Origin of the sequence: Micromonospora sp. NPDC047620 (assembly GCF_043205005.1) — a bacterium.
Lineage (GTDB): Bacteria > Actinomycetota > Actinomycetes > Mycobacteriales > Micromonosporaceae > Micromonospora.
On sequence record NZ_JBIDDG010000060.1, the window covers coordinates 1 to 13,990 of the forward strand.

The following is a 13,990-nucleotide window of genomic DNA, read 5'->3' on the forward strand; positions in this document are numbered from 1 at the left end:
GTCACCGGCGTGCTCCGGCTGTCCCGCGCGTCGTACCGGAAGATGATCCAGAACCTGGCCTGGGCCGCCGGCTACAACGTGGTGGCGATCCCACTGGCCGCCGGCGTCCTGGCCTGGGCCGGGGTCGCGCTCAGCCCGGCCGTCGCGGCGGTGCTGATGTCCGCCTCCACCGTCGTGGTGGCGGTCAACGCGCAACTGCTGCGCCGGGTGCGGCTCACCCCCGGACAACCGGCCGGCGGGAGGGCGGCACGGCCGGGGCGGTGACCACCTGTGCGAGGCGGTCGCCGGCGCCGCGCGTGCGGCCGGTCGCCTCGGCCCATCCGGTGGTGATGAGCAGCAGGGCCGCGATGTAGGTGGTCATCACGGCCAGGCTGTGGCCGGGCAGCGTGGTGCCCGCGGCGTCCAGCCCGATCAGCAGGTCGGAGAGGAGGAACAGCGCCCCGCCCACGGCCACCCGGCGGGAGACGCCGGTCGCGGCGGCGGCCATCAGGCTGAGCGCGAGGCTGTAGCCGAGGACCGGCAGCCGCAGCGGGCCGAGGGCGTTCCACAGCGCGACGTTGCCCGCCGCCCAGCAGACGAGGTAGCCGACGACCGCCGCGACGGGCGGCCGTCGGTGCCGCAGGAAGGCGGTCAGGAAGCCGACCTGGGCGCCGAGGAAGCACCCCATGCCGACGAGGAACGCGGTGCGGCCGGACAGCAGCAGCGCGACGTCCCCGGCGGTGGCGAAGACCAGCCCGACGGCGACCCCGTCGACGCGCCGGCGCGCCCGCAGCAGGTACGCCAGCAGCACCGGCGCGAGCAAAGGCTTGGCCAGCCACTGCAGGGCGGTCACGTCGGCCGCGACGCCGATCAGTTCGACGGCGGCCACCACGCCGAACGGCCAGAGCCGCCTCATCGGACGGCGACCGGCTGCGCGTGCGGGACGGGCTGCCAGCCGGGCCGGCCGAGCACGTAGCCGAGCCGGTGCCGCCAGGACGAGGCGGCCCGCGCATCTGCCCAGATGGCCCGGTACTCGTGGGTCGCCACCCGCAGCGGGTTGTACGTGTCGATGTTCTTCGTCAGGCCGTACCGGACGGGGGCGCGCTCCGGCTCGAAGGTGCCGAACAGCCGGTCCCAGACGATCAGGATGCCGCCGTAGTTGCGGTCCAGGTACTCGGCGTTGGCGCCGTGGTGGACCCGGTGGTGCGACGGCGTGTTGAAGATCCACTCGACGGGGCGGGGCAGCACGGTGATCCGCTCGGTGTGCAGGAAGAACTGGTACAGCAGGCTGACCGACTGCTGAAGGAAGATCATCCACGGCGGGATGCCGAGCAGCGCCAGCCCGAGCCAGAACGGGATCGACGTTATCGGCGTCCAGCTCTGCCGCAGCGCGGTCGAGAGGTTGAAGAAGACGCTGGAGTGGTGCACCACGTGCCCGGCCCAGAGCAGCCGCACCTCGTGGTGGGACCGGTGGAACCAGTAGTAGGCCAGGTCGTCGGCGAAGAACAGCAGGACCCAGGTCCAGACGCTGGTGGGGGAGAGCTGGATCGGCGCGACCGTGTACGCGGCGGCGTAGAGGCCGATCGTCAGCAGCTTCCACGGCACGCCGATGATCTGGCTGCCGGCGCCCATGGTCAGGCTGGTTGCGGTGTCGCGCAGTTCGTACCCGCGTTCGTCGTCGTCGGGCGCGAAGCGGTAGGAGAGCGCCTCGACGGCGATGAGGAGCAGGAACGCCGGTACGGCGTAGAGCACGGCGGGGATCATGCCCGGGCTTCCCTTCTCGGCGGTGCGGCGGGGGTGGTGAGGGGGGCGGTGAGCAGGGCGCGTGCCTCGCGGGCGGCGTCGGAGGCCCGGCCGGTGACGATGGCGTCGGCGAGCCGGCGGTGGCCTGCGACGTCGAGCAGTTCCGCGGCGCGCCGCTCCGGTGGCACCTCGCCGACGGCGAGCGCGCCGGCCACCAGGCTGTTGAAGGCCAGCAGGTAGGCGGTGTTGCCGGAGCCGGCGACGATGTGCCGCCAGAGCACGATGGTCGCCTCGGCCATCCCCGCCAGGTCCGGCGCGAGCCCCGCGTACTCCTCGACGGCCCGCGGGATCGCGGCCCGGGCCGCCGGGTCGCCGCGCTCGGCGCAGAGCCGGGCCGCGTCGACCCCGACGCAGGCCCGCATCTCCAGCATGTCCCGGACGAGGGTGTCGACGGGGAGGGTGTCGTGGAAGCGGGTGAGGGAGAGCGCGAGGTCGAGCCCGGCGTGCACCCGCCAGTCCAGCACCCGGGTCGCGTCGCCCTGGCTGACCCGGACCAGCCCGAGCTGCTGCAACCGGCGCAGCGCCTCGCGGACGGCGTGCCTGTTGACCCCGAAGGTGGCGGCCAGCTCCCGCTCGCCGGGTAGGGCGTCCTCGGGGCGGTAGGAGCCGCTGACGATCGCGTCGCGGATCTGGCCGAAGACATGGTCGGAGACGGAGGAGCGGGGGACGGGGGCGAAGTGCATGCCGATGAGTGTGGCGCAGCGCACATCAACCCGTCAACTGGTTGGACCAGCTCGGCTTACGGCCGTGGCGGGGCGCGGGACCGGGCCGGGTCAGTCGTCGATCGTGACGCTGGTGATCCAGGACGGCGGCAGCGGCGCGCCCGCCCCGATCAGCCCCGCGACGACCCGGGTGGCCTCGAGCGGCGCCGCCGGCCACGGCGTCAACCCGTCGGTCAGCACCACCACGATGTGCGGTCGGTCGCGCAGCGCGGCCTCGATCCCGACCCGCATGTCGGTGCCGCCGCCCCCGGCCAGCCGCACCTCGCCGACGGTGTGCACCCGCCGTACGACGTGCACGGCCGCGTCGCAGGAGAGCACGGTGACCCGGTTGCCGCCGACGCCGACCGCCCGGAGCACCCCGGCGACCTCGGCGAGCGCCGCGGCGAGCTGCGACTCGCCCATCGACCCCGACGTGTCCACCACGACCGCCACCCGGGGCACCGGTCGGCGCAGGCTGGGCAGCACCACCCCGCGGGTCGCCGCGGCGCGTCGGGAGGGCCGGTGGTAGGTGTAGTCGACCGCGCCGCCGGCCCAAGCGGCCGCCTCGCGTACCGCGCCGGTCAGCGCCCGCCGCCAGTCCACCCGGGGTTCGAGCAGCTGGGCGGCCCAGCGTTCCCAGCCGGCCGGGACGGTGCCCCGGGAGCGGGCGTGCGCGCGGACCGCGTGGGCCGTCTCCCGGCGGATCGCCCCCGCCTCCACCGCGCTGACGCCGCCCGCGCCGTCGCGCTCCCACGGCCGGTCGACGCCGTGCGCCCCGGATCCGCAGTCGTGCGCCCCGGCCTCGCACACCTGCGGCGGCAGCATCGGCAGGTACGCCTCGAACAGCAGGCCCGCCGGCAGCCCGAAGGTCTTCGGCTCGACCCGGTCCGGCGGCAGCGGCAGCCGGTCGGCCACCAGGTCGTCGTTGATCTCGCAGTCCTGCGCGACGTTGACCCGGTGGTGGTCGCGCCGCTGCCCGACGGGGCGCCGGTCGGCCCGGCCGTGGTGGTCGCGGAGCAGGTGGGCCACCTCGTGGATCCACACCGCCGCGAGCTGGGCCACGGGCAGCCGGTCGACGAACCCCGGCGAGACGTGGCAGCGCCAGTGCCGGTCGACGCCCATGGTCGGCACGTCCGGCGACTCCACCACCGTGACGCTGTAGAGCGCGGTGGCCAGGTAGGGGCGGTCCTGCGCCGCCCGGAACCGGGCGGCGAGCAGCTTCGTGCGGTCCAGCCGGCCGCCGCCGGCACTCATCCGGCCAGGCGTCCCGACAGCCGCAGCACGTCCGCGAAGGCGTGGATGGCCGGCGGCACCGGCCACGAGGTGTCGCGCAGCGCCGCCAGGTCCATCGCGGCGCGCGCCGCGACGTCCGGCACGCCCGCCTCGACCGCCTTGCCCAGCACCACCCAACCGGCCTCCCAGCGGGACCGGTCGACCTTCGCCTGCACCGCGGAGATCACGGCGGTGAGGAACGCCAACTGCCGGTCGCCCCGCTCCGGCAGCCGGAACGCCGCCGGGTCGGCGAGCACCCGCTCCGGATCGGGAAGGTCCAGGTTCTCCAGGTAGGTGACGAACTCCAACCCCGCGCCGTCGCCCACGGCGCCGATCACCGCCAGCGCCAGCGCCTCCGCCCCGGTCCCCGCCGCGTAGTGGACGGTGAGCAGCCGCAGCACCATCTCCCAGGTGCGCGGCGACGGCCACGCGCCGCCGCGGGCCTCGGCGTCGGCGGGCAGGTGGTGGGTCAGCCCCGGCCGGGCGGTGAGGAAACCCGCGATCGCGCCGCGCGCCCTGGCCAGCGCTGTCGCGGTGCGCCCGGGCCGGACCTCCGGCACGGTCACCGCCGGCCACGTGCCGGCCAGGCCCCGCGCGACCGTTCGCGCGTCGTGCGTCCAGTGCAGGTGCACGAACCGGTTCGCCAGCGGCGGGGCGAGGTGCCAGCCGTCCGCCGCGCTGGTCGGCGGGTTCGCGGCCGCCACGATCCGCACCGACGCCGGCAGCGCGAGGCTGCCGACCCGACGCTCCAGCACCACCCGCAGCAGCGCCGCCTGCACCGCCGGCGGCGCGGAGGAGAGCTCGTCGAAGAAGAGCAACCCCGATCCGGTACGCGCCAGCCGGACCGCCCAGTCCGGCGGAGCCATCGGCACCCCGTCGGTGGCCGGGGAGTCCCCGACGATCGGCAACCCGGCGAAGTCCGACGGCTCGTGCACGCTGGCGATGACCGTCTCCAGCGGCAGGCCCAACCCGTCGGCGAGCTGCTGGAGGGTGGCGGACTTGCCGATGCCCGGCTCGCCCCACAGCAGCACCGGCAGGTTCGCCGACACCGCCAGGGCCAGCGCCTCGACCTTCGGGTCGGCGGCCGGCTCCGTCCGCCACGCGCGGGTGGCGGCGACAAGGTCGTCGGCGGCGGCCAGCGCCGGCACGGCCGCCGTCATCGGTCGACCCATTCCGCCAGCACATCCCGGATCCGGAGCACCGGCTGCACGTCCTCGCCGTCGTCGTCGTACATGCTCGCCTTCCCCTCCGCCAGGTCGCGGGGGCTGTAGTCGTCCTCGTCGGAGGCGTCCGGGTCGGCGCCGGCGGCCAGCAGCGCCCGGACCAGCTCCGGGCTGCCGCCGTCGCCGACGGCCACGTGCAGCGCGGTACGGCCCCGACGGTCCCCGGCCTCGATCGGCACGCCGGCGTCGAGCAGCCGCCGGACCAGCGAGACGTCCTCCACCGCGCGCAGGTGGTGCAGCAGAGTGCCGCCCCGGCCGTCGCCCATTCTCGGGTCGAGCCCCGCGTCCAGCAGCGCGGCCAACGTCGCCGCGCCGCCGTGCTGGATCCGCAGCAGCACGTCGCGCCGCAGCTCCCGCAGGGGCCGGGGCAGCCGGCCGGTCCCGCCGCGCCACGCCTGCACGGCGGCGAAGCAGCCCGCCGACTGCCCGCCGAGGGCGCGCAGCAGCTCCTCGCCGGCGACTTCCTCGGCGGTGTGCGACACCGGGTCGAGCCGGCCGTCGCCGTGGACGAGGATGTGCCACCCACCCCCGCACCGCACCGGCACCTCCGCCCGCAGCCCGGCCACCCTCGGCCGCGCCGTTCCGGCCCGCGCCGTGATGGCCACGCCCGCGTCGAGCCGGTCCACCGTTGTCTCCGGCTGTTCGGCGTGCGCCGTCTCGCCCCGCACGGTCCCCGAAGTGGCCGTCCCCGGCCGTGCCGTCTCGCCCTGCGCCGTGCGCAGCCGTACCGCCGGCACCGGTGGGTGGTCGCCAGGTGACGGGACGGTGTCCGGCGTGGACGGTGCCGACGGGAACAGGGCCCGGCGCACGAGGGGGTGCAGCTCGGCGGGGCGGAGCAGGCCGTGCCGCAGCAGGTCCAGGTCGGCGGGCCGCTCGTGGACCACGCCGGCGAAGCGGGGACGGGTGAAATGCTCCCGCTCGTACCCGACGAACGCGGCGGCCACCGTGCCGTCACCCCGCCGGTGCACCTCGGCCACCGGCCGCCCCCCGGACCAGATCATGACCCGGTCGACGCCGTAACGGTCCTCCAGCCGGCCCAGCTCGGCGTCCAGCCCGAGCGGGACCAGGCAGCTGCGGGCGGCGCTCGCGACCTCGCGGTTGAGGTAGTAGGTCTCGGGGGCCTCCGGGTCGAGGTCGACACCGGCCGCCGCCCACGCCTCGACCATCTCGCCGCCGGCGACCAGCCGGTCGAAGACCTCGGCCCGGCTCGCCGGGGCGCCCGGGTCGGCCGCCGCCGCGTACGACCCGAACGGCCGGACGGTGCCGTCGGCCGCCAAGCCGGGCAGCCGGCCCGGCGAGCCGCCGTACGCGCCGGCGAGCCCGTCGACGTGCGCGGCGCTCCAGTAGACCGGCGGCAGGTCCTGCCGGGGGTAGCCCTCGCCCAGTGTGGGGCGGACGGTCAGCCGCAGCCGCTGCGACCCGTCGACCGTCTTCGGCGTGTCCACCACCAGCGCGACGTCGCGGTCGTCGAACCGCCCGTCCACGGCGGACAGCACGAACCGTTGGTGGGTGGCGACGCTGGTGCGGCCGCCGAGCACGCGCGGCAGGTGCCAGCGCAGCAGGTCCGGGGCGAGCACGCCGAGGTCCGCCTCGATCCGGTCGGCACGGGCCCGGCCGTGCTCCCGGGCTACCTCGGCCAGGTCGAACGCCACGTCCATGCGCCCGGCCGCGCAGGCGGCCCGCCAGTCACCGGCCTCCCGGGCCGCGGCGCACGCCTCGACCATCGCGGCCGGCACGGCGTACCGCCGGACACGCTGCCAGGTGCGGATCTCGTCGACGACGGGCGGGTTCACCGGTAGACGCTCGCGATCGCCCGGATGTCCTCGTGCGGCGCGGTGACCGGCCGCTCGGCGAGCAGCGCCGAGGCCCGGCGACGCTGCCGGCGCGGCACGCCCCCGTTGATGCCCAGGTACTCCAGCGTCGGGTGACCCTCGACGGCCTCGACGAGCCGCTTCGCGCCCCGCCCACCGACCTCCGTACGCCGCAGGTCCAGCCGGCGCAGCCGGGCGGCGGGCAGCGCGTCGGCGAGCGCCGCCGCGCCCTCGTCGCCGACCACGTTGCCGCGCGCCCCGAGAGCCCGCTCCGAAGGTGGCCGGGCCAGGTCCAGCGCCCGCCAGGCGCCCAGGTGCCGGGCCAACGCGGTCACCCCGGCCAGGGTGATCCCGTTGCCGCCCAGACCGAGCGTCACCTCCACCCCGTCGGCCAGCTCGGCGAGGGCGGCGGCGCCGGCGTCCCCGAGGTGGTTCGCCGCCAGGTAGAGCTCCCGGACCCCGGCGGCGTGGACCAGCGTGCCGAGCACCGGCACCGCGTCCGGGCCGAAGCCGTTGCCGCCGAGGAAGAGCCGCTGCACCGGCCGCTCCCGGTCGGCCAGCGCCTCGGCCAGGGCGGCCAGCCCGCGTACGCTCATCCCGACGTTGACCAGGTCCAGCGTGCGGATGGTGGAGTTCACCGCGAGCGCGGCGGCGAGCCGCCGGACACCCTCGTCGCCGACCGGGTTGCGCTTGAGCCACAGCGCCCGCACCGTGTGGTCGCCGGCCAGCCGGGCGGCGAGCGCGTCGACCCCGGCCGGGTCGATCCGGTTGCAGCCCAGGTAGAGCGTCTCGAGGTGGTGCCCCGGGCGCAGCGCCTCGGCGACCGCCCGGGCGCCTTCCGCGCCGAGGCCGTTGGTGCCCAGCAGCAGGTGCCGCACCAGCGGCGAGTCGACCGCGGCGGCCACGATCCGGGCGGTCTGTGCCGGGCCGACGCCCTGCTTGCACAGGTCGAGCCGGCCGTCGGGCTGCACCGTGCCGCGCGGGAACTCCTCGGGCGCGACCACCGCGTCCGGCACGGAGAGGCGGACCAGCAGCGGGTCGAAGTCGGCCGGGTCGGCGAGCCCGGCGTCGGGGTCGGCGATGGCCGGGCACCGCACCGGCGTGGGATCGGTCACCAGGGCACGCTCCGGTAGTCCTTGAGGAACTGGCCGCTCACCGGCGCGCCGCGGACGCCCCGGACGATCGGGTCGTAGACCCGGGCGGCGCCGTCGACCACGTCGAGCGGCGGCCGGAACCCGAGGTCACGCTGGGCGATCTTGCCGGGGTGCGGCCGCTCGTCGGTGACCCAGCCGGTGTCCACACTGTTCATGTGGATGCCGCTGGTCAGGTAGTCGGGGGCGACCGTGCGGACCAGCATGTTCAGCGACGCCTTGGCCATGTTGGTGTGCGGGTGCCGGGTGGTCTTGCCGGAGCGGCTGTAGCTGCCCTCCATCGCCGAGACCTGCACGACGTGCCGCTGCGGGTGGACGCTCGCCTCCATCAGCGGGCGCAGCCGGGAGGTGAGCAGGAAGGGCGCGAAGGCGTTGACCACGTGCACCTGCAACCACTCGTGCGGGCTCACGTCGGCGTCGCTGAGCACCCACGAGTTGACCTCGCGCAGGTCGAGCGGCTGGCCCGTCTCGTCGACCTGCCCGGCCGGGAAGAACGCGTCCAGCCCGGCGGGCAGCCGCCGCGCCGTGGTGGCGGCTGGCGCGGCGCCGATCGCGATCCGCGCCGCCGGCCCCTCCAGCGCCGTCGACTCGGCCGCCCGGACCTCCCGGTGGTACGCCTCCGGCCGGTACAGCGTCTGCGCCGCGTTGTTGACCAGGACGTCCAGCCCGGCGAAGCGCCGGCCGACCAGCGCGACGAAGTCGAGCGTGCCGGCCAGGTCGAGCAGGTCCAGCCCGTGCACGTAGAGCCGGTCGGCCCAGTCGTCCGCGTCGGGCACGGCGGCGAAGCGGCGGGCGGCGTCCCGGGGGAACCGGGTCGTCACGATCACGTCGGCGCCGTCGCGGAGCAGCTTGAGCGCGGTGTGGAAGCCGATCTTCACCCGGCCGCCGGTCACCACGGCGGTGCGGCCAGTCAGGTCGCAGCGGGCGTGCCGCCGCTCGCGGTTCTCCGCCGCGCACGGCGGGCACATCTGGTGGTAGTCGACGTCCACCCGGCGGTAGGGCAGCTTGCACACGTAGCAGTGCCGCTCCCGGCGCAGCGACCCGCGCTCCGCCGCGTCGTGGTCCGCGCCGTTCCGCGCCGGGGCGGGGGGTCGGTCGGAGACGGGCGAGGCGACGTCGGGGATCTCGGTGTGGAAGCGGGTGGCGCCGGCCAGCAGCGCCCGGTCCGCCGCCCGGGTCGCGGCGTCCCGGCGGGCCTTGGCGCGCTTCTTCACCCCCCGATGGGCGGCCGTGACCGCCCGCTCCAACTCCTGCCGGGTCGCCTCGTCGAGGTCGGCGTCGTCGAGCCGGGCCAGGACGCCCAGGCAGGCCGCCAACTCGGCGCGGTCGACGGACACGGTGCTCCTTCGCGAAGGGGTGGCGGCGAGACCGGCCGGATTCGAACCGGCGTCCTCCAGCTTGCTGTCAAGGCGCGTCGACCTCTGCGCTACGGCCTCGCCGCGCGGGAGCATACCGAAGGCCACCGACAGCGCGTCGACTACCGCCGCGGCGGCTTCCGCACGGCGGCTTCCGGGCGACGGCTTCCGCGCGGCGGCTTCCGCGCGGCGGCTTCCGCGCGGCGGCTTCCGCGCGGCGGCTTCCGCGCGTCAGCCTCGGCGAGTCAGCCTCCGCGCGGCGGCGAGCAGTCCGGCGGGGGTGCGGCCCTGCGCGTCGACGGCGTCCGGGTCGGCGCCGGCCGCGAGCAGGGCCGCCATCACCTCGGTGTCCAGTGCGACCGCGGCGGCGTGCAGCGGGGTGCGGCCGTCCCGGTCACGTTCGTCGACGTCGAGACCGGCGGCGGCGAGCGCCGGCAGCATCCTCGCGTGGTCCAGGTGGGACAGCCAGTGCATCAGGCTGCCGCCCGTGCCGTCGCGCAGCCCGGGGTCGAGGCCGTCGGCGAGCAGGGCGAGCACGCCGTCAGTGTCGCCGTGCAACGCGCGGGCGAAGACGTCCTGCCGGAGCCTGCGGATCTCCTTCGGCACCGGTCTCGCCCCGGTACGCCAGGCCCGCACCGCCGCCGCGCAGCCCAGGAGCGGCCCGCCCAGCCCGGCGAGCAGGAACTCCCGGCGCAGTTCCCCGTCGCTGTGGTGCGGAGTGACGAGGCGCCCGTCGGCGGGGCGGACGACGTGCCAGTCGGGCCCGCACCGGATCCGGATCGGCGCGGGTGGCGCCGGTACCGCGGCCCGCCACGCCTGCGCCCGACCCGGAAACAACGCCTCGTGCACCAGCGGGTGCAGCTCGTCCGGCGTCAGGTCGCCCCGGCGCAGCAGCGCCACGTCCGTCGGCCCCGGTATCCCGAAGGCGCACGGCCCGACGGCGGGATCGCGCCAGCTCGCCCTGCGGACGGTCGGTCGGCCGTCGGCGGCGACCTCGACGGCGAGCCGGCGGTCCGCGCTGACCTGTGTCGTCGCCCCGTAGCGGTGGTCGAGGCGGCGGGCCTCGTCGGCGAGCACGGGCAGCGCCGGCGCGTGGGCGGCGAGCGGGGCCACGAACCAGGCGGCGTGCTGCCGGGCCTCGTCGGGGTCGACGGTGAACCCGGCCGCCTCGTACGCCGCCACCGGTCGTCCCGCCGCCAGCAGCGCGGCGAGGGCTTCCACCTCCGCGGCCCGGTCGCCGGTAGGCGCCGGCCCACCCCTGCCGCCGGACGGGTACGGGTGGCCGTCGGGCGAGTGCCAGGCGAGCCGGGCGGCCGAGGCGCCGTACGCCCAACGGCGGGCATCGACCGCCGCCGCGTCCCAGCACCAGCCCGGCAGGTCGTGCCACCGGGGCGGCAGGCGCCGGCTGTCGGTGACCCGCAGCCCGATCCGCTGCGGGGCGCGGTCGGTGAGTGGCAGCGTCGCCACCAGCAGCGGGACGCCCGAGTCGGACGGCTCGGCGCCGGTCGGGACCGGTCCGGGCAGCCGGGTGAGCACGACGACGGCCCGCGGCAGGAGGGCCAGCGAGTCGGTGCGGGGCAGGAAGCGGCGCAGCAGGTCCGGGGCGAGGCCGCGCAGCTCGCCCTCGATCCGGGCGGCCTCGCCGCCGCCGTACCGGGAGGCCACGTCCGGCAGGTCGATGTGCGCGTCGACCAGCGCCGCCCCGCACGCGCCCCGCCAGTCCCCGGCGCGGCGGCGGGCGGTGGCGGCGGCGACCATGCCCGGCGGCGAGGCGTACCGCAGGAGCCGCAGCTGCCGCTCCCGCTCGCGTCGGCGCTCCATGTCGGCGTCCCCGTTCCCGTCGGGAGCGGGCCGGCCGGGATCGAACCGGCGTCCTCCCGATTAGCAGTCGGGCGCGACGACCTCTGCGCTACGACCCGCTCGCCGGGGAGTGTAGGGGGTGCGGACCGGCCGGATTCGAACCGGCGTCCTCCCGGTTTTGGAGACCGGGCGCGACGACCGCTGCGCTACGGCCCGCACGGATCGGGCGGGAGGACGCCCGGGCGGCGGACGGGCCGGATTCGAACCGGCGTCCTCCTCCCTGCCAAGGAGACGCGACGACCTCTGCGCTACCACCCGCCGCGAGCGAGTGTAGGGCACCGTTGTGGGCGACCTCGCTGTGCAACGAGTCCTGGTCGGTGGCGTCGCCCCGCCGCTGCGCGCCCACGAGGCCACGCTCGCCCCGCGCCCTGACCATCGAGTGCCGGACTTTCCCGACCCGCCGGGCTCGACGCCGGCCAGGGCTCCAGCACGTCGTGCTGCGTCAGCCCGGGGCGACCACCGGGTCCGCTGGCGGCTGCGCCACGGTGCCGCCCGGAGACCGCCCCTCCTCGTCGGCCGGTGCCCGCCCCGCGTCGCCGGCCGGGGTCCCCGCCGCGCCGCCCGCTCCGGCCTCGACGCCGTCTGCCGCGTAACCGGCCCCGCCGCCCACGGCCTCGACGGCGGACGCCGCCGGCCGCTCACCGCGCGCGCGGGCACCGACCTGCGGGTACTCGGCCGTCTCCGCGCCACCAGTGGCGGCCGCCATCACCGCCGCCGCGGCCAGGTCCGCCACCCGCTTCGCCTCCCGCTTCACCCGGGCCCGGACCTCCTTGGCGTGCTGCTCGGCGGAATCCGCGGCCCGGCGCACCTCGTCGAGCCGGTGCAGCTCGTCGGCCAGCTCCTGCCGGGTCTCGGCGAGGCGCTGCTGCAGGTCGGTGAACTCCCGCTCGGCGCTGCCGCTGTCCTGCCGCGCCTGGGCGAGCTGTTGCTGCGCCGTCTCCAGCTCGGACTGCAACCGGGCCAGCGCCTCCCGCCGGTCCCGGAGGCCCTGCTGCGCCGCGGCGAGCTGCTGCTGGTGAGCCGCGGCCTGCTCGTCGGCGCGCTGGCGGAACGTGGCCGCGTACTGCTGCGCCTCGGCGATCAACGTCGCGATCTCCTGCTCGGCCGCCGTGCGCTGGCCGGCCAGCTCCCGCTCCGCCGCCGCGCGCTGCTCGGTGATCTCCTGCTCGGCGGCGGACCGCCGTTCGTTGATCTCCCGCTCGACGCTGGCCTGCCACTGGCCCAGCTCCTGCTGGGTCTTCGCGCGCGCCGCCTGCACCTCCTGCTGGATCTGGGTACGGGCCGCGGTCAGGAACGCCTCGGTTTCGGCGCGGGTCTGTTCGAGCTGCTGGGCGCTCTGCTCGTCGATCCGCTTGGCCTCCTGGAGCGCGTGGTCGTGGGCCGCCTCGCCGGCAGCCCGCAGGCGCTCCGCCGCCTCGCGGATCCGGGCCAGCTCGGCCTGGGCGTTGGCGCGGCGTTCCTCGTGTTCCTGCTCGTCCTGGGCGCGCCGGGCCTCCGCCTCCTCCGCCAGCTCCCGCAGCGTCGTGGCGGCGTGCTCCCGGGCCTCGGTGAGCGCCCGCTCCGCCTCGGCCCGCAGCTCGGCAGCCTCCTGACCGGCGGCGTCGGTTATCACCCCGGCCTGCTTCTCTGCCAGGGCCAGGATCTGGTCGACCATCGGCCCCAGGTCGCGAAAGGACGCCCGGTCCGGCCGCGCCGGACGCTCGCGCAGCTCGGCGACTTCCGCCTGCAGCCGGTGCAGCTCAGCGGTCAGCTCCCGCACCTGGCCCGAGGCCCGCTCCCGCTCGGCGGCCAGCGCCGACCGCTCGCCGTCGACCTGTTCGACGTACCGGTCGACCTGTCGTTTGTCGTAGCCGCGCAGTGCGAGGTCAAAGCTCGGCCGCGAGGTCGCGTCCTCGCGTCCCGCGAACGGCTCCTCGCCGTGGGACATGCACCCTCCTCCGTACGATCGCGAGCGCCACACCGGCGGTAAGTCCGCGCCACGGGCCGTGATGTGGCGCCACGCTACCGCCGCCGCGCGGGCCAGTGGAACGGGGTGACCCGCCCGGCGGCCCTCGCGGGACGGATCATGCCGGCCGCGGACCCGTCGTAGGTGTCGACTACTTCTGGGGTGAGTCCCACCCGGCGTACCGGCGGGTGACGCCACCCTCCTGTCTGATATGGACTCGCGTCAGGCGGGCCGGCCCGCGGTGCCCGCGTGTAGTAGGCGTCGGGGCGCTGCCAGGCCGCGACCGTCGCGATGCCGGTGACGACGCCCGCGCCGCCCGGCCCGAACCGACGGTCGGCTCGTGAGGCCGCCGAGCCGAGGGCTGTAGGCCGACCTGGCAGGCACACCGGGCCCGCCGCCGCAGGGGCGACGGCCGCACGGTGCTCGGCGGTGGACAGCGCCGGCGACGGCCAGCTCATGGTGCTCCGGCGGTGGACAGCGCCGGCGACAGCCAGCTCACGGTGTCGGCGGTGGACAGCACCGGCGACAGCCAGCTCACGGTGTCGGCGGTGGACAGCACCGGCGGCTTCTCCGGCAGCAGGTCGCCGCCGGCGGCGAGGCAGCCCAGGGCGATCGGCAGGTGGGTGTGCGGCAGACCGCCATCACGTCCGGCCGCGCCGCTCGCCACACCTCCCGATGGTCGGCGTGGACTGGCGTCGCCGGCCGCCCGCCTCGATCGCGGGCGGAAGGCTGCGGTCCCGGCTGTGACGCGCGACGCCGGTCGCCGATTTGACGATCTTCCCGAGGGACGCGTAGCTTTCTCTCTGCCAGCGCGGAACGGACGAAACGGGGCGAAAGTCCTGGAGGCCGGAGCGTGGGAATGAGCTTCCGGTTCGAGGGGTTGCACTCCT

The 13,990-nt window shown here is 76.4% G+C and carries 11 protein-coding genes, 4 tRNA genes and 1 pseudogene; 1 reads left to right on the forward strand and 15 read right to left on the reverse strand.

Annotated features, from left to right (window positions below; genetic code table 11):
* Window positions 1–264: pseudogene (locus ACGF5C_RS33645) on the forward strand (heavy metal translocating P-type ATPase); the annotation flags it as partial.
* On the opposite strand, the gene ACGF5C_RS33650 reads toward ACGF5C_RS33645, so the two are convergent.
* The 15 genes from ACGF5C_RS33650 to ACGF5C_RS33720 all read right to left on the reverse strand — a co-directional run bounded on the left by ACGF5C_RS33650 (window position 215) and on the right by ACGF5C_RS33720 (window position 13,767).
* On the reverse strand, window positions 215–895 hold the full coding sequence (locus ACGF5C_RS33650; protein WP_393308284.1) for a lysoplasmalogenase: 681 nt from the start codon (window positions 893–895) through the stop codon (window positions 215–217). The pseudogene ACGF5C_RS33645 and the gene ACGF5C_RS33650 overlap by 50 nt on opposite strands.
* A complete protein-coding gene (locus ACGF5C_RS33655) occupies window positions 892–1,743 on the reverse strand; it encodes a sterol desaturase family protein (RefSeq protein WP_393308286.1) in 852 nt (283 codons plus the stop codon). Before ACGF5C_RS33655 ends, ACGF5C_RS33650 begins: the two co-directional genes overlap by 4 nt.
* Complete coding sequence (locus tag ACGF5C_RS33660; protein WP_393308288.1) at window positions 1,740–2,465, reverse strand: FadR/GntR family transcriptional regulator; 726 nt, start codon at window positions 2,463–2,465, stop codon at window positions 1,740–1,742. Before ACGF5C_RS33660 ends, ACGF5C_RS33655 begins: the two co-directional genes overlap by 4 nt.
* Before the next feature lie 90 nt (window positions 2,466–2,555).
* A complete protein-coding gene (locus ACGF5C_RS33665; protein ID WP_393308290.1) occupies window positions 2,556–3,737 on the reverse strand; it encodes a VWA-like domain-containing protein in 1,182 nt (393 codons plus the stop codon).
* A complete protein-coding gene (locus ACGF5C_RS33670) occupies window positions 3,734–4,915 on the reverse strand; it encodes an AAA family ATPase (protein ID WP_393308292.1) in 1,182 nt (393 codons plus the stop codon). Before ACGF5C_RS33670 ends, ACGF5C_RS33665 begins: the two co-directional genes overlap by 4 nt.
* Complete coding sequence (locus ACGF5C_RS33675; RefSeq protein WP_393308294.1) at window positions 4,912–6,771, reverse strand: ankyrin repeat domain-containing protein; 1,860 nt, start codon at window positions 6,769–6,771, stop codon at window positions 4,912–4,914. Before ACGF5C_RS33675 ends, ACGF5C_RS33670 begins: the two co-directional genes overlap by 4 nt.
* The gene (locus ACGF5C_RS33680) at window positions 6,768–7,904 is read right to left on the reverse strand and encodes a gala protein (RefSeq protein ID WP_393308296.1); all 1,137 of its coding nucleotides are present in this window, start codon (window positions 7,902–7,904) and stop codon (window positions 6,768–6,770) included. The genes ACGF5C_RS33675 and ACGF5C_RS33680 overlap by 4 nt, the downstream gene beginning before the upstream one ends.
* Window positions 7,901–9,277, reverse strand: coding sequence for an SDR family NAD(P)-dependent oxidoreductase (locus ACGF5C_RS33685; protein ID WP_393308298.1), 1,377 nt, complete (start codon window positions 9,275–9,277; stop codon window positions 7,901–7,903). The genes ACGF5C_RS33680 and ACGF5C_RS33685 overlap by 4 nt, the downstream gene beginning before the upstream one ends.
* A 26-nt stretch (window positions 9,278–9,303) precedes the next feature.
* A tRNA-OTHER gene (locus ACGF5C_RS33690) sits at window positions 9,304–9,376 on the reverse strand.
* Window positions 9,377–9,526: 150 nt separating this feature from the next.
* Window positions 9,527–11,116: an ankyrin repeat domain-containing protein gene (locus tag ACGF5C_RS33695; RefSeq protein WP_393308300.1), complete on the reverse strand. Its 1,590-nt coding sequence runs from the start codon at window positions 11,114–11,116 to the stop codon at window positions 9,527–9,529.
* 24 nt (window positions 11,117–11,140) lie between these two features.
* A tRNA-Ser gene (locus ACGF5C_RS33700) sits at window positions 11,141–11,215 on the reverse strand.
* A gap of 20 nt (window positions 11,216–11,235) precedes the next feature.
* Window positions 11,236–11,312, reverse strand: a tRNA-Trp gene (locus tag ACGF5C_RS33705).
* A 27-nt stretch (window positions 11,313–11,339) separates the two neighbouring features.
* Window positions 11,340–11,414 (reverse strand) — tRNA-Ala (locus tag ACGF5C_RS33710).
* Between the two features lie 183 nt (window positions 11,415–11,597).
* Window positions 11,598–13,082: a hypothetical protein gene (locus tag ACGF5C_RS33715; RefSeq protein WP_393308302.1), complete on the reverse strand. Its 1,485-nt coding sequence runs from the start codon at window positions 13,080–13,082 to the stop codon at window positions 11,598–11,600.
* A gap of 472 nt (window positions 13,083–13,554) precedes the next feature.
* The gene (locus ACGF5C_RS33720; protein ID WP_393308304.1) at window positions 13,555–13,767 is read right to left on the reverse strand and encodes a hypothetical protein; all 213 of its coding nucleotides are present in this window, start codon (window positions 13,765–13,767) and stop codon (window positions 13,555–13,557) included.
* Window positions 13,768–13,990: the final 223 nt, after the last annotated feature.

What these genes read in the sequence shown, in the direction of transcription:
- ACGF5C_RS33650 (WP_393308284.1), bottom strand. Translation starts at nt 895, where the DNA reads ATGAGGCGGCTCTGGCCGTTCGGCGTGGTGGCCGCCGTCGAACTGATC.
- ACGF5C_RS33655 (WP_393308286.1), bottom strand. Translation starts at nt 1,743, where the DNA reads ATGATCCCCGCCGTGCTCTACGCCGTACCGGCGTTCCTGCTCCTCATC.
- ACGF5C_RS33660 (WP_393308288.1), bottom strand. Translation starts at nt 2,465, where the DNA reads ATGCACTTCGCCCCCGTCCCCCGCTCCTCCGTCTCCGACCATGTCTTC.
- ACGF5C_RS33665 (WP_393308290.1), bottom strand. Translation starts at nt 3,737, where the DNA reads ATGAGTGCCGGCGGCGGCCGGCTGGACCGCACGAAGCTGCTCGCCGCC.
- ACGF5C_RS33670 (WP_393308292.1), bottom strand. Translation starts at nt 4,915, where the DNA reads ATGACGGCGGCCGTGCCGGCGCTGGCCGCCGCCGACGACCTTGTCGCC.
- ACGF5C_RS33695 (WP_393308300.1), bottom strand. Translation starts at nt 11,116, where the DNA reads ATGGAGCGCCGACGCGAGCGGGAGCGGCAGCTGCGGCTCCTGCGGTAC.
- ACGF5C_RS33715 (WP_393308302.1), bottom strand. Translation starts at nt 13,082, where the DNA reads ATGTCCCACGGCGAGGAGCCGTTCGCGGGACGCGAGGACGCGACCTCG.